We start from the raw sequence: 22,264 nt of genomic DNA on the forward strand, positions 1-22,264 counted from the left end.
TATCTTTCATTTATATTAGTCAGAAGCGCGGAAAACAAAGTTTTCCGCGCTTCTCCATTATTGAAATAAAATATGATGAGTTTAAAATCCTAATCCTATAGTAAAAGCTTTTACCGTATTCGGATAGTCGGAAACTGAAGTTGCAGCCCCTGTTGTGGTATTTATAGAGTAAATTTTTGTAGAGGAACCTACCGATGCCATTAAATAGGCTTTTTGGCTCATGCTTCCAATATCAAAACCATTAGCATTGGTAATATTAATACCTAAAGAACCTGTCTCTACTAAAGTTCCGTTATTGGGAGGGTTTTGCTGATATAATTTATCTGTATTATGGTCAATGACAAACAAGGTAGTGGAAGTGGCACCTGCAAAGTTATTCGTATATGCCGCAGCACTTATCATTGGACTTGCCGGATTTAACGTAATATCTACGGCCGCTATTGTTCCGTCGTTAGGATTAAGTCGGATATTCTGCCCGGTATTACTCACTACTTTTATTCTGTCAACTGTTGGATTGAAGTCAAATCCGAAATCCGTTCCGGAAAGTAAAGTTGAAAAAGGAGAAGTGCCGACCGCTGTAGCAGCACCTGTCCCTAAATTGATAGTATAAATTCTGCTTGAGCTTCCCAAAGCATATAATTGCCCGTTGACCGGCCTGAAATCTATTCCTAAAATATTCTCACCGCTTTGTAAACCAGTCACTGTTTTAGAAACAGGCATAGGATTGTTTGGATTGAAAATTTGAAGATTATTTGAATTGTCAATCGCATAAGCTGTCGGCTCTGTAGGAATAGCAATATCAATGACTGCCTGTTGAAGAGTTCCTATCGGAGTCGTTTTGCCGTTATTCAGATCCAGAACATGCAATTTATCATTGAAAGCTAATAATGCAGTGCTGTTATCATATCTAATATCAAACGCAGACTGTCCTGTAAAAGTAGTTCCCAGACTCCCAACCTCTACTAAAGTTCCATTGTTGGGTGGATCTTGTTTGTATAATTTTCCCAAAGCCGGATCTATGTCAAATAAAGCAGTAGTGGAAGCACCAGCTTTACTGTTGGTATATGCTAATCCAGTTACGGAAGGGTTTGCTGTTCCGTTAATATTGATATCAGTAGCAGCAACAGCTCCGGTTTCCGGATGTAAGCGAAGGTTTTGTCCGGTATTACTCACCAGACGAATCCTGTCGACGGTAGGGTTGAAATCAATAGAAGCTATTGTTCCTGAAATCATAGGAGAAAATGCAGTAGAGCTTACCGCTCTTGCTGAAGCATTGGAAGTATTGATAATATATAATTTGCTGGCATTGGATAATGCATACAATTCTCCAGTCGCAGGTCTGAAATCTATGCTTAATAATTTCTCTCCTGATACAATGCCGGTTACCGCTGTTTTTGAGGTGAAAGTTTTAGGATTGTTGGAATTAAAATAAACAAGTTCATTCATAGCGGTTATTCCGTATACCATAAGATCTGGACCTTGAGGTGTCATATTTTCAGGCATGTTGTTTTCATCCGAATTATCGCATGAAAATAATGTTATAATAGCAAACAGGGCTAAATACATGTGTAATAGTTTTCTCATAATAGTAATTTTAGTTGTTATTTTGTATTTACGAGAAAAAAATAAAGTTGGATTTACGGATGGAGATCACTGCCCGTATTTTTTTATCTGTATATTGTATTCATAACTAGTAAGATAGTTTATATTTTTAATAAAACGTTTCTAAGGATTTTTTCTATTCGGAAAAATTTGTAAATTTGCAGTCTCAATACGTTAAATATAAGGTTTGTCCTTCACTGGATGAGAATATTGAAAGTTTTTTTAATAAAAAGTTTTTGGTATTTAAAAATTCATTATATTTGCACACCGAAAATTTGAAAAACAATAAATAAATAATTTTAAATCATGGCAAAGGAAACGTTTAATCGTAACAAACCACACTTGAACATTGGTACTATTGGTCACGTTGACCATGGTAAAACTACTCTTACAGCTGCTATTTCTGCTGTATTAGCTAGCAAAGGTCTTGCTGAGAAAAAAGACTTCTCTGCAATTGACTCTGCTCCAGAAGAAAAAGAAAGAGGTATTACTATCAATACTGCTCACATCGAATACGAAACTGAAAAAAGACACTATGCTCACGTTGACTGTCCAGGTCACGCCGACTATGTTAAGAACATGGTAACTGGTGCTGCTCAAATGGATGGAGCTATCGTAGTATGTGCTGCAACTGACGGTCCTATGCCTCAGACTAGAGAACATATCCTACTTTGCCGTCAGGTAAACGTACCAAGAATCGTTGTTTTCATGAACAAAGTTGACATGGTAGATGATCCAGAGTTATTAGAGCTTGTTGAAATGGAGCTTAGAGACTTATTATCTACTTACGAATTTGACGGAGACAACTCTCCAGTAATTCAAGGTTCTGCACTAGGTGCTCTTACTGCAGCTACTGCTTCTCCTGCTAACACAGAAGATAAGTGGTTCAAGAGCGTTGAAGAATTGATGGATGCTGTTGATACTTGGATCGAGCAACCACCAAGAGATACTGAAAAGCCATTCTTGATGCCAATCGAAGACGTATTCTCTATTACAGGTAGAGGTACTGTAGCAACTGGTAGAATCGAGGCTGGTGTTATCAACACTGGTGATCCAGTTGATATCGTAGGTATGGGTGACGAGAAATTAACTTCTACTATTACAGGAGTTGAGATGTTCAGAAAGATCCTAGATAGAGGTGAAGCTGGAGATAACGTAGGTCTATTGTTGAGAGGTATTGAAAAAACTGACATCAAGAGAGGTATGGTTATCGCTAAGAAAGATTCAGTTAAGCCACACAAAAAATTCAAGGCTTCTGTTTATATCCTTTCTAAAGAAGAAGGTGGACGTCACACTCCATTCCACAACAAATACCGTCCTCAGTTCTACGTAAGAACTACTGACGTTACAGGTGAGATCTTCTTACCAGAAGGTGTAGAAATGGTAATGCCTGGTGATAACTTAGAGATCACTGTAGAATTGTTACAACCAATCGCTCTTAACGTAGGTCTTAGATTTGCGATCAGAGAAGGAGGTAGAACAGTTGGTTCAGGTCAGGTTACTGAAATCTTAGACTAATCATCTTAAAATAAATAAAGCTTCCGAAAGGAAACTCTCGGAAGCTTTTTATCTACGGGCATCGTCCAATGGTAGGATACCGGTCTCCAAAACCGTTGATCAGGGTTCGAATCCTTGTGCCCGTGCAAATATAAATTATGAGTTCATTTGTCGATTTTTTAAAAGGTTCTTATAACGAATTCAGACATAAAGTTGAATGGCCAAAGTGGGCTGACCTTCAGTCATCTACTATTGTAGTGACTATTGCGACAGTGATTCTGGCATTATTTACTTTTGGAGTTGATGAATTGTTTTCTAAATCAATCAGCAACATCATTGGAATGCTAATCAACTTGTTCAATTAATTAAAAGTATTTTCCCATAATGAGCGAATTGAAATGGTATGTGCTGAAAGCAATCAGCGGACAGGAAAATAAAGTGAAAAACTATATTGAGACAGAAATCAAACGTCTAGGGTTTGATCAGTACGTTACTCAAGTGGTTATTCCTATGGAAAAGGTTATTCAAATTAGAAACGGAAAAAAAGTTCCTAAAGAAAGACCTTACTACCCTGGATACTTGATGATTGAAGCTGAGCTGATGGGAGAAATTCCTCACGTTATCAAGAATATTCCCGGAGTTATTTCTTTCTTAAGTTTAACTAAAGGAGGAGATCCTGTTCCAATGAGAAAATCAGAGGTTAACAGAATGCTTGGAAGAATGGATGAACTTTCAGAATTTGCAAGCGATGTTGAAATTCCTTATGTAGTAGGTGAAAACGTTAAAGTAATCGATGGACCTTTCAACGGATTCAATGGTACAGTTGAGAAGATTCTTGAAGACAAAAAGAAAATTGAAGTTTCTGTATTGATCTTCGGTAGAAAAACTCCAATGGAGCTAAGCTACATGCAAGTAGAAAAAGTATAACAATTACTTATAAAAATATAAAAAGACTGCTATTAAGCGGTCTTTTTGCTTTTATAATACTTTATTAATTATATACAATTTTACATTAATCTGCTGTCTTATTATTATGACTCTGTCATTCCGAATGTAACGCAGTGAAATGAAGAATCAAGGCTTTACATAAGATTTTTCCTTCGTCAGAAATCGAAGATTCGGCGTAGTCAATGTCTTTTATTACAGACATCTTGTTGATTTCTACAATGAAATTCTTAAATTTAATTGCTTTATAGTTTCTTCCAATTCTTTAATTTATTTTCCGATGGCATAGTTCTTGCAACCAAGCTGTTAAATAATCCATAAATTTTATGTTTTTTTATTTCATACACTGTTTACAGGCGTATGGTAAATTTTATGTTTTTACTTAAAAAAATATAAAGTTTGGATTATCTATTCAAAACACAAGCCTTATATAAACACATAACCCAATGACAAAAATTATTTCGATGGTCATTCTTGTGGGTACGTCCGTACTCGTGAGTGCGCAGGTTGGTATCAATACTGCGAATCCTGAAAAAGAACTTACCGTGAACGGTACAATGAAGACATCAGGAGTTGTTTTCAAGCAACCTATGGAGAAATTGAAAGCGGATGAGAATTACACTTTCATCATCAAATCTCCAGCTCCGGAAAACAAAATTACAGCGTACAACGATTCCTTTGTACCTAATTCTCCGGCACCAATTAATCTTATTCAATTTAAAATTACCTGTGATCCTTCAGACAAGGATTGGGTGAACCAATTTGACACAAAAATCAATTCTAGTAAATTTTTGGTGGTAATTTCTTCCTTTGGATTTACACAGCCTACAAGGACTTTTTCTGCGGATTGGCTTACACCGGTACCTCAGATTTTTGCTTATTCTGCAGGAGGTACATGGAAACTTAAGGCAGATTATCAGGGGTTTTCTCCGGATGGCTCTTTTCCTACAGGAGTATGGACACTGAATTTGTTGGTATTTGACAGATCATATGCAAAAGATTTTAGTTCTACACAAAGCCTTAATGCTTCAACAACGGGTGCTGCTGCAGCTCCATTAATTCAATAAAACAAATACTTTATGAAAAAAATTATTGCGATACTCTTTACGGGTTTTGCTGCTTTAAGCATTAATGCACAAGTTGGAATTAATACTAGCACACCCAAAGGAACTCTCGATGTTGAAGGAGAAACACTGGTAGAGTCCTATTTAATAGATACTGAAAATACAAAGGCAAGCGGAAACTATCTTCTTCTTACCCGTTCAAAAGATACTTCACCGGTAGGTAAAGTAAAGCTGCTGGATATATCGCTCCGTAATGTAGCCCCTGTAAATATATATAATATTGTATTGAAAAATGTGAGACAGGATGAAGTGGTGAACCTCAATACAGGATTAGATGTAAGTAAATATGTTGTGGCCATTACAGGTGCTGTTTTTACAGGAGCGGTGTCGGCAGCTAATACCACGACTAACCCAAAATCATTTGGTTCTTATTCTACTGAAGTTACTCAGGTAGCAAGTGGAGGTAAAAATTACCATGCGATTAATTTAAGCTTTAAAGGAGCCGGTACCGTTTCATCCCAAAATGGAACATGGACTCTTACCCTGAATGTTTTTGAAAAATCACTAGTTAAAGACTGGGGAACTTTCAATGGCTCAGTTTCAGCATCTGCTTCCCCGGCTTATTCGGGAGTATCAACCAACACGCCTCTAGGGCTTCAATAAAAAACTATGAAAAGAAAAATTTATATAACAATAATTATGTGTCTGGGGCTCTTTTTAAATGCCCAAAAAGGAAATGTAGGAATAAACACCGCTAATCCTACAGAAACACTTGATGTTAATGGAAAAACATACACGAATTCCCTATATCTGAGAAACCCGGGTGAGCCTACCATGACGGGAGGTAGTTTCTTGGCAACTTCACAGAATGGTTTGCAATTGTATGATCCGGCTTTAGAAAGTAGTGGGTTGTTCAATTATCTTAAACTTACCCTTACCGGAATATCAGGTTCGGGAATCACAGATTATGATACCAAAATTGATGCAAATAACTTTCTGGTTGTACTTCATAACTACTCATTCAAACTGAATGACGGGAACACTAATGTAATGCTTGATTATGGCGATAACGGTATTAATGACAACAAGCAGGGGTCACCTGATGTGGTTGCTTTCAAAAGTAACGGAACGTGGCATATCAGAGCAAAATTTACAGACAGTAGAATTATTGCTGTGAATTCATCCAATCCAGCAAGAAGCTATAACAACTTTACGGTAGATCTTTATCTGATGGCCTACAGAAGACTGATTACAAAACAAAATATCAATGATGTTACTGCTGATCTTGGCGGAAATAATGGTTCTACCCAAACGATTACCAAACCATCAGGTTTTTAGTAATTCTTTGAATCAATAAATAAAAAAAGAAGAGCAAGTGTTTGTTCTTCTTTTTTTGGTTAAAGGTTTACTTTTTAAAATCGGGTGGGATGTATTTCAATTCCTCCCGAAAGAGGACACTGCAAAAGAGGATCTGGAAAAATAATTCTGTATCTCAATTATTTTTTAAAACTTTTTAAAAATCAGCAATTTCCGTTTGCTATTTCAAAAATATTTTATACTTTTGCAGTCCAAAAAGTAGGTTTATTGTTATGTGAGTGCATAACCTGCTGAATAATAAATGCTTCCAAACTCATTAATTATTCAAATTTAAAAAACAAACAATGGCTAAGAAAGTCTTTAAAATGGTAAAGCTTCAGGTGAAAGGTGGCGCAGCTAACCCTTCTCCACCAGTAGGTCCAGCATTGGGTTCTGCAGGTGTGAACATCATGGAGTTTTGTAAGCAATTTAACGGAAGAACCCAAGATAAGCCAGGGCAAGTTTTACCTGTAGTAATTACAGTATACGAAGACAAATCTTTTGAATTCGTTATTAAAACTCCACCTGCAGCAATCCAGTTAATGGATGCAGCTAAAATCAAGGGAGGTTCTGGTGAACCAAACAGAAACAAAGTAGGTTCTGTAACTTGGGAACAAGTAAAGAAAATCGCTGAAGATAAAATGGCGGATCTTAACTGTTTTACAACAGACTCTGCACTTTCTATGGTTGCAGGTACTGCTAGATCTATGGGATTAAGAGTAACAGGAACTAAACCAACTAACGCTTAAAACTTAAAGAAATGGCAAAATTAACTAAAAAGCAAAAGGAAGCTTTAAGCAAAGTAGAAAAAGGAAGAATCTATAACCTTGAAGAAGGTTCAGCTCTTGTAAAAGAAGTGAACACTACAAAGTTTGATGCTTCTGTAGATATCGCTGTAAGATTAGGGGTAGACCCAAGAAAAGCAAACCAAATGGTAAGAGGTGTTGTATCTCTTCCTCACGGTACTGGTAAAGATGTTAAAGTATTAGCTCTTGTAACTCCAGATAAAGAAGCAGAAGCTAAAGCTGCTGGTGCTGATTATGTAGGTCTTGACGAATATTTACAAAAAATCAAAGAAGGTTGGACAGATGTTGACGTTATCGTTACTATGCCAGCTGTAATGGGTAAATTAGGTCCATTAGGTAGAGTATTAGGTCCAAGAGGTTTAATGCCGAACCCTAAATCAGGAACTGTAACAATGGAAATTGGTAAAGCAGTAACTGAAGTGAAAGCAGGTAAAATTGATTTCAAAGTAGACAAGTATGGTATCATCCACGCTGGTATTGGTAAAGTATCTTTCGATGCTGCTAAGATCAAAGAAAATGCGCAGGAATTGATTTCTACATTGATCAAAATGAAGCCAACTGCTGCTAAAGGAACTTATGTAAAAAGCATTTATTTGTCTTCTACAATGAGCCCTGGTATTGCAATCGATACTAAATCTGTTAACTAATATAAATCCTTAAGACAATGACAAAAGACCAAAAAGTTGTAGCAATACAAGAGATCAAAGACTTGCTTCAGGATGCAAAAGTAGTATACGTAGCAGATCTAGACGGTTTGAACGCTGCGAAGTCTTCAGAATTCAGAAGACAGGCTTTCAAGCAAAATATCAAAGTGAAAGTGGTAAAAAATACACTTTTACAAAAAGCAATGGAGCAGATTGAAGGAGTAGATTACTCTGAAATGTTCCAGACTTTTAAAGGAAACTCTGCATTAATGATTTCTGAGACTGCAAACGGTCCAGCAAAATTAATCCAAGGTTTCAGAAAGAAAGAAGAAAAGCCAGCTTTAAAGTCTGCTTTTGTTCAGGAAACTTTCTACGTTGGAGACGAAAACTTATCTGCACTTGCTAACATCAAGTCTAGAGAAGAAATGATCGGAGAAATCATCGGATTACTTCAATCTCCAATTCAAAGAGTTGTTTCTGCTCTTCAAAACAAACCTGAAACTGTAGAAGCTAAAGCTGAAGAAGCTGCTGCTCCTGCTGTTGAAGAAACTCCTGCTGAAGCTCCTGAAGCTGCTGCAGAAAGCACTGAAGAAACAAGTGCTGAATAATTACACTCAAGAAATTAAATAAATAATCAACAAAAACATTACAACAATGTCAGATTTAAAAAATTTAGCTGAAACGCTAGTAAACTTAACAGTAAAAGACGTAAACGAATTAGCAACTATCCTTAAGGATGAGTACGGAATTGAGCCAGCTGCTGCTGCTGTAGTAGTTGCTGCAGGTGGTGGTGAAGCTGCTGAAGAAAAAACTGAATTCGACGTAATTCTTAAGTCTGCAGGTGCTTCTAAATTAGCTATCGTTAAATTAGTAAAAGATTTAACTGGTGCTGGTCTTAAAGAAGCTAAAGATATCGTAGATGGTGCTCCTGCTCCAATCAAAACTGGTATCTCTAAAGACGAAGCTGAAGCTCTTAAGAAGCAATTAGAAGAAGCTGGTGCTGAAGTAGAATTGAAATAATTTCAATTTTATTATAAATATAGGAGCCCGGGCATTTGCCCGGGCTCTTTTTTTGTATGTAAGTCTTTGCAAATGCGTATGTTATTTTATAATAGTATTTGAATATTATTAATTCTTTCTTTGTTATATTTTAATATGATTATTCATTTACTAAAAATTAACATAATATTTTATTTGTATTTTATAATTTGTTAATTTTGTTTAGTTTTTTACTAACAAATTGTTGTTTTGGTTAAAAAAATATTATATTTGTACCGAAAAAAACACAACATAATTGGATAGAAATTATTTTCTTTCCTACGGCCACAAGATTACACTTCTATTGCTTCTGGCGGCTGTAGGAAAACTAAACGCTAAGTTTACAGCTGGCAAAATGAGTAAGACTGAATTACCTTATTGCACAGCTATAAATAATCATCCGCAGCGATGCTTAGCTGATGTTTCAGTTCATCTGTCTGAAGCAGGAAATGATTTGACAGCTGCAAACAAATTGTCTGCTGTTCAAAATAAAGCCTTTGCATTTTATAGCAATAGCAAGCAACACAATTTTTCTTTTTTTAATAATAGCGGTCTTCAGTTATTTCTACTGAGAGATGTAAGATTCGCCACTATGTGGACTCAATGGATATTTTCATTCTCTGTCTGCAAAGAATATACTTTCCTTACATTTAATGAAGTCCGAAAGTTCTGTGTCAACCCTCTTAAACTTGTTGATGGCTTTAAGTTTATTATTAAAATTCCTGATAAATTAATCCATTCTTTTATCTCCTAATATTTCTAACAATCTTATGCGCTTTCTTACAGTACTATCTGTTATTTCATTTATTATTTGAATGAGAATGCCTGAGAATTGTCCTTTCAAAAAAAAACACATACACATAAAAAACAGCAAATATCATTAGACATGAAAAACAGATTATTTACTATCGTACTTTTATCATTTGGTTTGCCGGCATTAGCACAGGTTGGGATTAATACCGGACAGGCTCAGGCAACTTTTGATATAGTAGGATCACCTTCTAACCCTGGTAAACTTGATGGCGTGATTGCTCCAAGGCTTACAGGTGTACAATTAAAAGCTAAAAGCTATACGACCGCTCAAACAGGGGCTATAGTATATGTTACTTCAGTTGAGACTACACCTTCCGGGCAGACCATTGATGTCGTTTCACCAGGGTATTATTATTTTGATGGTACCAAATGGGGGAGTATCAGCGGAAACTGGCGTACGGTAGGAAATGCCGGTACAACGGCAACGACGTCAACCTTAGGAACTGATATTGGCAGCGGAAATTACTTAGGTACCAATGACGGTCAGAATTTGGTTTTGGCTACTCAGAAAAACGTAAAAGGGATATTAGATACTAACGGAACCCTGCAAGGTGGAAATTCCAATTCTGCAACAGGTCCTTATGCATCATTCACCTGGGGATCCAATAATATTCTTACCAATAGTACCTCTTCAAATATTGCATTGGGAAAAGACAACACAGTCTCTGCACAGGGGAATTTTCTCGCTGTTGCAATCGGAATGGGGAATACAGCAAATAATGGTGCTAAAGTAATAGGGAATAGCAATAATGCTACAGGACCTAATAATTTAGTATTTGGAAATCTTAATACCGTAACAGGACTCACAGGACTCACAGTTGGAAACAATCATATCAACAGTGGCGGGATTGCTATCGGAAGCGGAAATACAACATCATTGAACAATATTGCTGTCGGTTCAGCGAATACAGCCACTGGTACAGAAGCTTTTGCAATAGGATTTTCAGGTCAGGCAGCAGCTGGACAGATGGTTTATGCCAACAAACAACACATTTTCTTCAATAAAAATAACGGTACAGACACAATATTAGGAATCAATATGACTCCTACAGCAGCTACGGCTACAGGTGCCGCCATTCAGATGAAAGGAATCGCTTCAGGTGCTAATGCAGCTTGTTCAACCGCTGAGGAGGGTGCAATCCGATATAATACAACCACCAGAGTACATGAAGGTTGTAATGGGACCAACTGGAAAGCACTTTACTAATTCAATACAAATAAACACAAACCTTAAAAATAAAAAATGACCAGAAAATTATTCGAAAAGTTAGCTGCGATGCTTATGACACTGATAATGTCAGCAGTAGTATTTGCGCAGCAGGGCTATGAACCGATCCGTGGGATGGGTGTAGAGGCAAAACCTGTCAACAATTCAGGGATCTGCCTGGCATGTTATAACGGAAGTATGAATCCGGTGGTGGATGCAAGTCTTGACAACAGCGTAAGCATGGGGAATTTCGCTTCCCTGCTAAGTGGAAACGGAATCTCTGTGAAGAATAAAAATACAACCTATCCTGCAGGATATATTACCGGATTCAATGTAGATCTTGGAACGAGTTTTATTACTGTTGATCTGTTGAGTTCTTTACGAATCAGTACTTATAAAAATGGTGTTCTTCAGGAGACCACTACCAGCAGTACTCTTTTGTCAGTTCCTGCATTCGGAGGAAGTAAAAACAGGATATTCCTTCATTTTAAAACTTCAAAAGAATTTGATGAAGTAAGACTGTACCAAACCAATGTTCTTTCCGTATTCAGTGCTATGAATGTGTATTATGCCTTTGCATTTGATCCTGCAAAAGTACCTACAGACAATAATGGTATTTGTGATGATATCATTGCAGGAAGCGGTGTTGATGGGAATGTATCCGGAAGCAGCAGTTTCCTGGCTCCGCTTTCTTATGTTCAGAATAAAGAAAGAATTGGAGATGGAAATAAAAACTCTTACGGATCAATAGTTCTTCCGGTCGGATTACTGGGATCTTATTCAGTTGGGGTTCTTGATAAAAACCAGGTGTATCCTGCAGGTAACAGGACAGGTTTTGTAATAGAACCGGATGATCAGGGAAAACTCTTAAGTGCAGAGTTTTTAAAGAATATTACAATAGAAACTTACCTTTACGGCCAGCTTCAGGATTCAAAACAACTATCTGACGGAGGTGGTTTGATTAATATAAAAGTATTGGGATTCGGTTCAGGAAAACAAAAAGTTACATTAACGACTACTAAGCCTTTCAATGAAGTACGATTAAAAATTACCCAGACAGTTGGATTTAATTTAGGAGCTTTAAAAGTTTACTATGCTTTTGAAGAACCTGTTTCTTGCGAATGTGATGATAAAATCCAGACAAGTGGTTCTGCGGTACCTGGAAATTTGGTATCTGGAACTTCATGGACATCAGGTCCGGGATTTCTTGGTCTTATTTTAGCGAAGATGACCAATCCGGAAGCTATTGTGGATAATAATCCGTCTAATTATGCAACGGCTACGGTTCCGGCAGCATCTTTTCTTAGTATTTTTTCAGCATTTGCAACGGTAAGCAGTAATACTGTGCTTCCAGTCAATACGATGGCCGGGTTTACTGTAGAAAAAGCAGGAAACCTTCTTGGAGTAAGTGTTCTGGAAAATATCACTGTGACATTATACAACGGAAATACGCTGACAGATACTTTTACGAGCTCAGGAAGTCTTATCAGCGGAAACTTCTTCACAACGAATTCAAATAAATTCTATGTCGGGGGAAAAGCTACAAAGCCTTTCAACCGTATTAAAATTACATTCAACAGCGGAACTGCGGTTCGCATTCCTCAAAGTTATTATATCTATAATGCTTTTGCGAGCAGAGATGATGATAACGATGGTGTTCCAAACTGTTTTGACCGTTGCCCTGGAGGTGATGACAGCATAGATAATAACGGAAACGGAATTCCTGACTGTGCAGAAGGATGTACAGAAGTGAATGATAAATCTCCTGCACTTGATACAGACGGAGATGGTATTGTAGATGCTTGCGATCTGGATTCTGATAACGATGGTATTCCTGATGCTGTGGAAGACTTTGATAAAAATGGAAAATTCCAGGATGATGATAATGAAGGAGATATTCTGTTGACACCGGTATTGGGAGATTCAGTTCCGAATTATCTGGATCTTGATTCTGATAACGATGGTATCTTAGATTTGTTTGAATCAGGAATTCCAACATCAGTCATCAATCAGATTGATGCGGATCACAACGGAGTTATCGATGCAAATGTTCCGGTAGGTAAAAACGGGATCGCTGATATTCTGGAAACATCACCTGATTCAGGAATATTGAAATATGCAATCAAAAATACAGATGGAGATGATAAACCGGACTTCCTCGATATTACTTCCAACGGATCAGATCTTGACCTTTATAAGATCGGAAAAGGTAATCTGGATACTTTAGGAGGTGGATTTATCTCTACAATTAATGATCAGGATAAAGACGGTATTCAGGCAGTTGTAGATACTGATCTTGTGAAAAGAGGTTCCCCTGATTCTCCGCTTTCACCATATGCTTCATTACTGAAAAGTGCTTCTAAAACTGCTGCAAAAACCACAGCTGGGGAAATTACTGATGCTGCCAATGATGTGAAAGTTTATCCAAACCCGGTAAAAGCAGGAGAAAATCTTAGAATTACATCTGCAGAAGAAGGAGTGTATACTCTGTTCTCAGCACAGGGACAGGTAATTAGGACAGATAAATTTAATGCCAATACCGGTATTGATACATCTTCACTTCCTACAGGGGTTTATATCATTAAAATAGAAACCAAATCAAAAATAAAATCTTATAAGGTTATTGTGAAATAGTCATAAGATTAGCTTGTGTTGTGGAGGGGTTGCTCATATTTGAGCAGCCTCTCTTGTTTTTAAGAGTCTCAAAATGAGATGATTTATTTGTTATTGTGGATAGATTTTTGTATCTTTGCCCTTCTTTTGGCGCGAAAAATTGTTTGTAAATTTATAATATACTGAAAATCAACTCTTTCATTGTGAAAACGTGAAGGGGATTTCGTATATGTAGATATTGCGGTAATGCTGCCTCAAAAGTAATAAAAATATTTTGCATTACACTGTGAAAAGATATACCAGTGTTGCAGTTAGAAAGAACCAAGTGCATAGTTAAAAGAGTCCTAAGGTCTTCTGTGAGCGCCAAAAACACTTTTACCTTTTACTTTTACCTTGTTTTTTGTTCTTTTCTGATATTTTTTAATGAATCAAAATATTTTTTAACCCTTTCTTAAAAGTTTTATGAGTAAAACAAAATCAACAACTCAAGGAAATCCGAGAATTAATTTCTCATCAGCGAAAGGAAAAATCATCACTCCTGACTTTTTGGATATCCAAATTGAGTCTTTCAGAGAATTTTTCCAGCTTGATACACTTCCTGAAGCCAGAAAGACAGAAGCTCTTTACAAGACTTTCCAAGAGAATTTCCCAATTACGGATTCTAGAAACCAATTCGTATTAGAATTCCTGGACTATCTGGTAGATTCTCCACGTTATTCAATCGATGAGTGTGTGGAAAGAGGACTTACTTATTCAGTTCCTCTAAAAGCTAGACTTAAACTGTATTGTACTGACCCGGAACACGAAGATTTCCAGACAGTGGTTCAGGACGTATATTTAGGTCCGGTTCCTTACATGACGCCAAGTGGTTCTTTCATCATCAACGGTGCTGAGAGAGTTATCGTTACGCAGCTTCACCGTTCACCTGGTGTATTCTTCGGACAGACTTACCACGCGAATGGAACCAAACTTTACTATTCAAGAATTATCCCTTTCAAAGGATCTTGGATGGAATTTACAACAGATATCAACAGCGTAATGTACGCGTATATCGACCGTAAGAAAAAATTACCATTAACAACTTTATTAAGAGCTATCGGATACGAATCTGATAAAGATATCCTTCAGATCTTCGACCTTGCGGAAGAAGTGAAAGTTTCTAAAGCTGCCCTTAAAAAAGTGGAAGGGAGAACATTGGCTGCGAGAGTATTGAACACTTGGTTCGAAGATTTCGTAGACGAAGATACAGGTGAAGTAGTTTCTATTGAAAGAAACGAGATCATCCTGGATAGAGAAACAATCCTTGAAAAAGAACACTTAGATCTTATCCTGGATGCTGGTGTGAAATCAATCCTGATTCACAAAGAAAACAGCAACGAATTCTCTATCATCCAGAATACATTACAAAAAGACCCTACTAACTCTGAAAAAGAAGCGGTAGAGTATATTTATCGTCAGTTAAGAAACGCAGATCCGCCAGATGAGGAAACTGCAAGAGGAATCATTGAAAAATTATTCTTCTCTGAGCAGAGATACTCTTTAGGTGAAGTTGGACGTTACAGATTGAACAAAAAGTTAGGTCTTAACATTCCTACAACAACTGAGGTTCTTACAAAAGAAGATATCATTGCTATCGTAAGACACTTAATCGAACTTGTAAACTCTAAAGCTGAGGTTGATGATATTGACCACTTATCAAACAGAAGAATTAAAACTGTTGGTGAGCAGTTAGCAGGACAGTTCGGAGTAGGTCTTTCAAGAATTGCAAGAACAATCAAGGAAAGAATGAACGTTAGAGATAACGAAATCTTTACTCCGCTTGATCTTGTAAATGCTAAGACATTAACGTCTGTAATTAACTCATTCTTCGGTACCAACCAGCTTTCTCAGTTCATGGACCAAACCAACCCGTTATCAGAGATCACTCACAAGAGAAGATTATCTGCACTAGGGCCTGGTGGTTTATCAAGAGAAAGAGCAGGTTTCGAGGTTCGTGACGTTCACCATACTCACTACGGAAGAATTTGTCCGATTGAAACTCCGGAAGGACCAAACATCGGTTTGATTTCATCTCTGGGGATCTATGCGAAAATCAACAACCTTGGTTTCATCGAAACTCCATATAGAAAAGTAGAAGGTGGTAAGATTGATCTTAACGCTGACCCTATTTACTTAAATGCAGAAGATGAGGAAGATAAAGTAATTGCTCAGGCAAACGTTGAATTGAGTGATAACGGAGATTTCTTAACAGACAGAATTATTGCAAGATTGGATGGTGACTATCCGGTAGTGGAGCCTGCTCAGGTGAACCTTATCGACGTAGCTCCAAACCAGATCTCAGGTATTTCCGCTTCATTGATTCCTTTCCTGGAGCATGATGATGCGAACCGTGCATTGATGGGATCTAACATGATGCGTCAGGCCGTTCCTCTATTGAAGCCACAGGCTCCAATCGTTGGTACAGGGCTTGAGCAGCAAGTTGCAAGAGATTCAAGAATCTTAATTAACGCTGAAGGTACAGGTACTGTAGAGTACGTAGATGCTGACAGAATCGTTATTAAATATGAAAGAAGCGAAGACGAAGATTTAGTACAATTCGAGTCTGCTACTAAAACATACAAACTTACTAAGTTCAGAAAAACCAACCAAAGTACAACCATTACCCTAAGACCAAACGTAAGAGTAGGTGATGTAGTGGAAAAAGGACAAGTACTTTGTGACGGTTATGCTACTGAAAAAGGAGAATTAGCTCTTGGTAGAAACTTAGTAGTAGCGTTCATGCCTTGGAAAGGGTACAACTTCGAGGATGCAATTGTAATCAACGAAAAAGTTGTACGTGAAGACTGGTTTACTTCAATCCACGTAGATGAGTATTCTCTTGAAGTTCGTGATACCAAATTAGGTATGGAAGAGCTTACAGCGGATATTCCAAACGTATCTGAAGAAGCTACCAAAGATCTTGACGAGAACGGTATGATCAGAATCGGTGCTGAAGTGAAGCCTGGAGATATCATGATTGGTAAAATTACTCCAAAAGGTGAATCTGACCCGACTCCTGAAGAAAAACTTCTTAGAGCAATCTTCGGTGATAAAGCTGGTGATGTAAAAGATGCATCATTAAAAGCTGACTCTTCATTAAGAGGAGTTGTTATCAACAAGAAATTGTTCTCAAGAAACATTAAAGACAAAAAGAAAAGAACTGAAGAAAAACTTAGACTTGAAGAAATTGAAAACACTTACAAGGCTAAATTTGACGAGTTGAGAAATACTTTAATTGAAAAATTAAATACACTGGTAAGCGGTAAAACTTCTCAGGGGGTACAAAATGACCTTGACGAAGAAATCATCGGTAAAGGTGTGAAATTTACTCACAAGTTATTAACTTCAGTTGAAGATTATGTAAACGTTAGTGGTGCAGACTGGACAGTAGACGCTGACAAGAATGAATTGATCAAACAATTAATTCACAATTACAAAATCAAATATAACGACATCCAAGGAGTTAAAAACCGTGAGAAATTTGCAATTTCAATCGGAGATGAACTTCCGGCAGGTATCATGAAGTTAGCTAAAGTTTACATCGCTAAGAAACGTAAACTGAATGTAGGAGATAAGATGGCGGGACGTCACGGTAACAAAGGTATCGTTTCAAGAATCGTTCGTGAAGAAGACATGCCGTTCTTAGAAGATGGAACACCGGTAGATATCGTATTGAATCCACTAGGGGTACCTTCTCGTATGAACATCGGTCAGATCTACGAAACCGTTCTTGGATGGGCTGGTAGAAAACTAGGATTGAAGTTCGCTACACCAATCTTTGATGGAGCAAGTCTTGATCAGATTACTGAATACACTGAGAAAGCAGGTCTTCCTAAATTCGGTCACACTCACCTTTATGATGGTGGTACCGGAGAAAGATTTACTCAGGCTGCGACGGTAGGTATCATTTACATGTTGAAACTAGGACACATGGTTGATGATAAGATGCACGCACGTTCTATTGGACCTTACTCATTGATTACTCAGCAGCCGTTAGGAGGTAAAGCTCAGTTCGGAGGTCAGAGATTCGGAGAGATGGAGGTTTGGGCACTTGAAGCATTCGGTGCATCCAATATCTTGAGAGAAATCCTGACTGTGAAGTCGGATGACGTGATTGGTAGAGCAAAAACTTATGAAGCAATTGCAAAAGGTGAATCTATGCCTGAACCAGGTATTCCGGAATCATTCAATGTATTACTTCACGAGCTACAAGGTCTTGGATTAGACGTAAGACTAGAGGAATAATTTTAAATTTTAAATTATAAATGTTGAATGGCAACATTCAGAAATTAATCTAAAATCTAAAATCTAAAATTTAAAATCTAACAAATGTCAAATAAAAATAAAACAAGTAGATTTAATAAAATAACCATCGGTTTAGCTTCACCGGAGTCTATTTTACAAGACTCAAGAGGGGAGGTTTTAAAACCGGAAACTATTAACTACAGAACTCACAAACCTGAAAGAGACGGATTATTCTGTGAGAAAATCTTTGGTCCTGTAAAAGATTACGAATGTGCTTGTGGTAAATACAAGAGAATTCGTTACAAAGGGATCGTTTGTGACCGTTGTGGTGTAGAAGTTACTGAGAAAAAAGTAAGAAGAGAAAGAATCGGTCATATCGGATTGGTTGTTCCTATTGCTCATATCTGGTACTTCCGTTCATTGCCAAACAAAATCGGATACCTTTTAGGAATCCCTTCTAAGAAATTAGATATGATCATCTACTACGAAAGATATGTAGTGATTCAGCAGGGTATTGCTAAAAAATTAGATGGTTCTGATTTCGAAAATATGGAATTCCTTACAGAAGAAGAATACCTTGATATCATGGAAACTCTTCCTGTAGAAAACCAGTATCTTGATGATTCTGATCCAAACAAATTCATCGCCAGAATGGGTGCTGAAGCTGTAGAAGATCTATTAAAAAGAATCGATCTTGATGCATTGTCTTTCGACTTGAGACACAAAGCTCACAACGAAGGTTCTAAACAAAGAAGAACAGAAGCTCTTAAAAGATTGAACGTTGTAGAAGCATTGAGAGGTGCTAATACAAGAATGATCAACAGACCAGAGTGGATGATCATGCGTGTACTTCCTGTTATTCCACCAGAATTAAGACCATTAGTTCCATTGGATGGAGGACGTTTCGCAACTTCTGACTTGAATGACCTTTATAGAAGAGTAATTATCAGAAATAACCGTTTGAAGAGATTATTGGAGATCAAAGCTCCTGAAGTAATCTTGAGAAACGAGAAGCGTATGCTTCAGGAATCAGTAGATTCATTATTCGATAATACAAGAAAATCTTCTGCAGTAAAATCTGAATCAAACAGACCATTGAAATCACTTTCTGATTCATTGAAAGGTAAGCAAGGTCGTTTCCGTCAGAACTTACTAGGGAAAAGGGTAGATTACTCTGCGCGTTCTGTAATTGTTGTAGGTCCAAACTTACAGCTTCACGAATGTGGTATTCCTAAAGATATGGCAGCTGAACTTTACAAACCGTTTATCATTAGAAAACTAATTGAAAGAGGGATTGTAAAAACTGTAAAATCTGCAAAGAGAATTATTGACAGAAAAGAACCTGTAGTTTATGATATCCTTGAAAACGTGATGAAAGGTCACCCTGTTCTATTGAACAGAGCACCTACGCTTCACAGACTGGGTATCCAGGCTTTCCAACCTAAGATGATCGAAGGTAAGGCAATCCAGCTACACCCGTTGGTAACAACAGCATTCAACGCCGATTTCGATGGTGACCAGATGGCGGTACACTTACCGTTAGGACCAGAGGCAATCCTTGAAGCTCAGTTATTGATGTTAGGTTCTCAGAACATTTTGAACCCCGCAAACGGTTCTCCGATTACAGTACCTTCTCAGGACATGGTTCTTGGTCTTTATTTCATGACTAAAGAATTGAGCTCTACAGAAGATATGAAAGTAAAAGGCGAAGGTCTTGCATTCTATTCTCCTGAAGAAGCGGAAATCGCTTATGCTGAAGGTAGAGTTTCTTTAAATGCTAAGGTAAGATGTAGACTACCTGTTAAAGAAGACGGAGTAATAGTAACAAGATTGATCGAAACTTCTGTAGGTAGAATTTTATTCAACCAGATTGTACCTAAGCAGGTAGGATATATCAATGAACTTCTTACTAAGAAATCATTGAGAAATGTTATCGGTAAGATCCTTGCTGATACAGACTTCCCTACAACTGTGAAGTTCCTTGATGCAATGAAAGACTTAGGGTATTCAAACGCATTCAAAGGAGGTCTTTCATTCTCACTTGGGGATATTGTAGTTCCTGTTGAGAAAAAGCAGATGATTGCTTCTTCAATTGAAACTGTAGACGAAATTAGAGCTAACTATAACATGGGTCTAATTACCGATACAGAACGTTATAACCAGGTAATCGACGTTTGGACAAATACCAACGCAGGATTAACTGAAATGATCATGAGCAGAATGAAAACTGACCAAGGTGGTTTCAACTCTGTATATATGATGCTTGACTCTGGAGCGAGGGGTTCTAAAGAACAGATCCGTCAGTTATCAGGGATGAGAGGTTTGATGGCAAAACCGCAGAAAGCCGGTTCTACCGGAGCGGAGATCATCGAAAACCCGATCCTTGCAAACTTTAAGGAAGGTCTTTCGATTCTAGAGTACTTTATCTCTACCCACGGTGCCCGTAAGGGTCTTGCGGATACCGCTCTTAAGACAGCCGATGCTGGTTACTTAACGAGAAGATTGGTAGACGTTGCACAGGACGTTATCGTTACAGAAGATGACTGTGGAACGCTGAGAGGTACAGAAGTTACTGCACTTAAGAAAAATGACGAGATCGTTGAAAGAATCTCTGAAAGAATCTTAGGTAGAGTATCTCTTCATAATATTTATGATCCTGAAACTGACGAGCTTATTGCAAGCGCAGATCAGGTGATCATTGAAGCATTGGCGAAAAGAATCGAAGAGGCTGGATTAGAGTCTGTTGAGGTTCGTTCACCATTAACTTGTGAAGCTAAGAAAGGAATCTGTGCTAAATGTTACGGTAGAAACTTAGCAACAGGTAAAGTGATCCACATGGGTGAAGCGGTAGGTGTAATTGCAGCACAGTCAATTGGGGAACCAGGTACTCAGCTTACGTTGAGAACCTTCCACCAAGGGGGTACTGCAGGAAACGTATCAGAAAACCCATCTATCGTTGCAAGAAGAGATGGTATCGTTGAAATGGATGAAGTAAGAACGATTACTTCTGAAGATGAAAACGGTAACACTGCTGAGGTTGTAGTTTCTCGTTCAACAGAATTCAGATTAGTTGCTGATAATGAGCTTAGAACTCCATTAATGGTAGCTAACGTACCTTACGGATCTATATTAGCTGTAAAGCCAGGTGATAAAGTGAAGAAAGGAGATACAATCTGTAGATGGGATCCATATAACGCGGTAATTATTGCTGAAACTTCGGGTAAGGTAGAATACGAGGATATCATCCAGGGTATTTCATTCCAACTTGAAATTGATGAACAAACAGGATTTGAAGAGAAAGTAATCTCTGAATCAAGAAATAAGAAAGCCGTACCTACCTTGAAGGTGGTAGACTCTAAAGGTGTTGAGCAAAAAGCTTACAACTTACCGGTAGGAGCCCACTTAATGGTTAACGATGGTGAAAAAATTAAGGCTGGTAAAGTCTTAATCAAAATCCCAAGAAAATCTGCAAAAGCAGGGGATATCACCGGAGGTCTTCCGAGAGTTACCGAATTATTCGAAGCAAGAAACCCTTCAAACCCAGCGGTTGTTACTGAAATCGACGGGGTAGTTTCTTACGGAAAAATTAAGAGAGGTAACCGTGAACTTATTGTTGAAGCTAAAACTGGAGAAAGAAAAATTTACTTAGTTAAATTATCAAACCAGATCTTGGTACAGGAGAATGACTTCGTAAGAGCAGGTTCTCCGCTTTCTGACGGTTCTATTACACCGGAAGATATCTTAAGAATTAAAGGCCCAACAGCAGTTCAGGAATACTTGGTAAATGAGATTCAGGAAGTTTACCGTCTACAAGGGGTAAAAATCGACGACAAGCACTTCGAAATTATCGTAAGACAGATGATGACGAAAGTATCTATCGTAGATGGAGGTGATACTCAATTCCTTGAAGGAGCTCTTGAGCACAAATATGATTTCTTAGAAGAAAACAACAGAGTATTTGGTCTTAAAGTAGTAGTAGATGCTGGTGATTCTAAAGAATTTATGCCAGGTCAGATGATTACTGCAAGAGAATTAAGAGATGAAAACTCTAAGTTGAAGCGTGAAGATTTAGGTCTTGTAGAAGTAAGAGAAGCTCTTCCTGCTACAGCAACTCCTGTACTACAAGGTATTACAAGAGCAGCACTTCAGACTAAGTCATTCATGTCTGCAGCATCATTCCAGGAAACAACTAAGGTTCTTAACGAAGCAGCGGTTGCTGGTAAAGTAGACGATCTTAACGGTCTTAAAGAAAATGTAATTGTAGGTCACAGAATCCCTGCAGGTACAGGTCTTAAAGAGTATCAGAACGTTATTGTAGGTTCTAAGAAAGAATTCGAAGACCTTAACTAAAATTAATGATTTGAAATTTGAGGTTTGAAATTATTTTTATATTTT

Annotated in this window: 16 protein-coding genes and 1 tRNA gene; 16 read left to right on the forward strand and 1 reads right to left on the reverse strand. The window is 37.6% G+C overall.

Features of this window, described 5'->3' with window-relative positions:
• Window positions 1–81 precede the first annotated feature (81 nt).
• Window positions 82–1,584 (reverse strand): DUF4394 domain-containing protein, encoded by a 1,503-nt coding sequence (locus LC457_RS10030; RefSeq protein ID WP_223599711.1) that lies wholly within the window; start codon window positions 1,582–1,584, stop codon window positions 82–84.
• Window positions 1,585–1,908: 324 nt separating this feature from the next.
• Between LC457_RS10030 and tuf the strand changes: the two genes are divergently transcribed.
• The 16 genes from tuf to rpoC all read left to right on the forward strand — a co-directional run bounded on the left by tuf (window position 1,909) and on the right by rpoC (window position 22,219).
• On the forward strand, window positions 1,909–3,120 hold the full coding sequence (gene tuf, locus LC457_RS10035) for an elongation factor Tu (RefSeq protein ID WP_034687396.1): 1,212 nt from the start codon (window positions 1,909–1,911) through the stop codon (window positions 3,118–3,120).
• Window positions 3,121–3,174: 54 nt separating this feature from the next.
• A tRNA-Trp gene (locus LC457_RS10040) sits at window positions 3,175–3,245 on the forward strand.
• A gap of 12 nt (window positions 3,246–3,257) precedes the next feature.
• The gene (gene secE / locus LC457_RS10045) at window positions 3,258–3,464 is read left to right on the forward strand and encodes a preprotein translocase subunit SecE (RefSeq protein WP_045501119.1); all 207 of its coding nucleotides are present in this window, start codon (window positions 3,258–3,260) and stop codon (window positions 3,462–3,464) included.
• A gap of 19 nt (window positions 3,465–3,483) precedes the next feature.
• Window positions 3,484–4,026, forward strand: coding sequence for a transcription termination/antitermination protein NusG (nusG, locus tag LC457_RS10050; protein WP_223599712.1), 543 nt, complete (start codon window positions 3,484–3,486; stop codon window positions 4,024–4,026).
• Between the two features lie 464 nt (window positions 4,027–4,490).
• Window positions 4,491–5,111 (forward strand): hypothetical protein, encoded by a 621-nt coding sequence (locus LC457_RS10055; RefSeq protein WP_223599713.1) that lies wholly within the window; start codon window positions 4,491–4,493, stop codon window positions 5,109–5,111.
• Between the two features lie 12 nt (window positions 5,112–5,123).
• Window positions 5,124–5,771, forward strand: coding sequence for a hypothetical protein (locus LC457_RS10060; protein WP_223599714.1), 648 nt, complete (start codon window positions 5,124–5,126; stop codon window positions 5,769–5,771).
• A 6-nt stretch (window positions 5,772–5,777) separates the two neighbouring features.
• Window positions 5,778–6,446 (forward strand): hypothetical protein, encoded by a 669-nt coding sequence (locus tag LC457_RS10065; protein WP_223599715.1) that lies wholly within the window; start codon window positions 5,778–5,780, stop codon window positions 6,444–6,446.
• A gap of 323 nt (window positions 6,447–6,769) precedes the next feature.
• Window positions 6,770–7,213: a 50S ribosomal protein L11 gene (gene rplK / locus LC457_RS10070; protein ID WP_047379251.1), complete on the forward strand. Its 444-nt coding sequence runs from the start codon at window positions 6,770–6,772 to the stop codon at window positions 7,211–7,213.
• Between the two features lie 11 nt (window positions 7,214–7,224).
• On the forward strand, window positions 7,225–7,917 hold the full coding sequence (rplA, locus tag LC457_RS10075) for a 50S ribosomal protein L1 (RefSeq protein ID WP_047099699.1): 693 nt from the start codon (window positions 7,225–7,227) through the stop codon (window positions 7,915–7,917).
• A gap of 17 nt (window positions 7,918–7,934) precedes the next feature.
• Complete coding sequence (rplJ, locus tag LC457_RS10080; RefSeq protein ID WP_047379247.1) at window positions 7,935–8,522, forward strand: 50S ribosomal protein L10; 588 nt, start codon at window positions 7,935–7,937, stop codon at window positions 8,520–8,522.
• A 46-nt stretch (window positions 8,523–8,568) separates the two neighbouring features.
• Window positions 8,569–8,934, forward strand: coding sequence for a 50S ribosomal protein L7/L12 (gene rplL / locus LC457_RS10085; protein ID WP_007845452.1), 366 nt, complete (start codon window positions 8,569–8,571; stop codon window positions 8,932–8,934).
• A 274-nt stretch (window positions 8,935–9,208) separates the two neighbouring features.
• Complete coding sequence (locus LC457_RS10090; RefSeq protein ID WP_223599716.1) at window positions 9,209–9,706, forward strand: hypothetical protein; 498 nt, start codon at window positions 9,209–9,211, stop codon at window positions 9,704–9,706.
• Between the two features lie 132 nt (window positions 9,707–9,838).
• Window positions 9,839–10,972, forward strand: a complete 1,134-nt coding sequence (locus tag LC457_RS10095; RefSeq protein WP_223599717.1) for a hypothetical protein — start codon at window positions 9,839–9,841, stop codon at window positions 10,970–10,972.
• A 36-nt stretch (window positions 10,973–11,008) separates the two neighbouring features.
• Window positions 11,009–13,606: a T9SS type A sorting domain-containing protein gene (locus LC457_RS10100; RefSeq protein WP_223599718.1), complete on the forward strand. Its 2,598-nt coding sequence runs from the start codon at window positions 11,009–11,011 to the stop codon at window positions 13,604–13,606.
• A 441-nt stretch (window positions 13,607–14,047) separates the two neighbouring features.
• Window positions 14,048–17,869 (forward strand): DNA-directed RNA polymerase subunit beta, encoded by a 3,822-nt coding sequence (gene rpoB / locus LC457_RS10105; RefSeq protein ID WP_213277147.1) that lies wholly within the window; start codon window positions 14,048–14,050, stop codon window positions 17,867–17,869.
• 84 nt (window positions 17,870–17,953) lie between these two features.
• A complete protein-coding gene (rpoC, locus tag LC457_RS10110; protein WP_223599719.1) occupies window positions 17,954–22,219 on the forward strand; it encodes a DNA-directed RNA polymerase subunit beta' in 4,266 nt (1,421 codons plus the stop codon).
• Window positions 22,220–22,264: the final 45 nt, after the last annotated feature.

The organism is Chryseobacterium sp. GVT01B (genome assembly GCF_019970045.1).
In the GTDB taxonomy this organism is placed as follows: Bacteria; Bacteroidota; Bacteroidia; order Flavobacteriales; family Weeksellaceae; genus Chryseobacterium.

Coding starts and splice junctions, on each gene's coding strand:
- secE (WP_045501119.1), top strand. CDS start 3,258: ATGAGTTCATTTGTCGATTTTTTAAAAGGTTCTTATAACGAATTCAGA.
- LC457_RS10095 (WP_223599717.1), top strand. CDS start 9,839: ATGAAAAACAGATTATTTACTATCGTACTTTTATCATTTGGTTTGCCG.
- nusG (WP_223599712.1), top strand. CDS start 3,484: ATGAGCGAATTGAAATGGTATGTGCTGAAAGCAATCAGCGGACAGGAA.
- rplK (WP_047379251.1), top strand. CDS start 6,770: ATGGCTAAGAAAGTCTTTAAAATGGTAAAGCTTCAGGTGAAAGGTGGC.
- LC457_RS10060 (WP_223599714.1), top strand. CDS start 5,124: ATGAAAAAAATTATTGCGATACTCTTTACGGGTTTTGCTGCTTTAAGC.
- tuf (WP_034687396.1), top strand. CDS start 1,909: ATGGCAAAGGAAACGTTTAATCGTAACAAACCACACTTGAACATTGGT.
- rplJ (WP_047379247.1), top strand. CDS start 7,935: ATGACAAAAGACCAAAAAGTTGTAGCAATACAAGAGATCAAAGACTTG.
- rpoB (WP_213277147.1), top strand. CDS start 14,048: ATGAGTAAAACAAAATCAACAACTCAAGGAAATCCGAGAATTAATTTC.
- LC457_RS10100 (WP_223599718.1), top strand. CDS start 11,009: ATGACCAGAAAATTATTCGAAAAGTTAGCTGCGATGCTTATGACACTG.
- rpoC (WP_223599719.1), top strand. CDS start 17,954: ATGTCAAATAAAAATAAAACAAGTAGATTTAATAAAATAACCATCGGT.
- LC457_RS10065 (WP_223599715.1), top strand. CDS start 5,778: ATGAAAAGAAAAATTTATATAACAATAATTATGTGTCTGGGGCTCTTT.
- LC457_RS10055 (WP_223599713.1), top strand. CDS start 4,491: ATGACAAAAATTATTTCGATGGTCATTCTTGTGGGTACGTCCGTACTC.
- rplA (WP_047099699.1), top strand. CDS start 7,225: ATGGCAAAATTAACTAAAAAGCAAAAGGAAGCTTTAAGCAAAGTAGAA.
- rplL (WP_007845452.1), top strand. CDS start 8,569: ATGTCAGATTTAAAAAATTTAGCTGAAACGCTAGTAAACTTAACAGTA.
- LC457_RS10030 (WP_223599711.1), bottom strand. CDS start 1,584: ATGAGAAAACTATTACACATGTATTTAGCCCTGTTTGCTATTATAACA.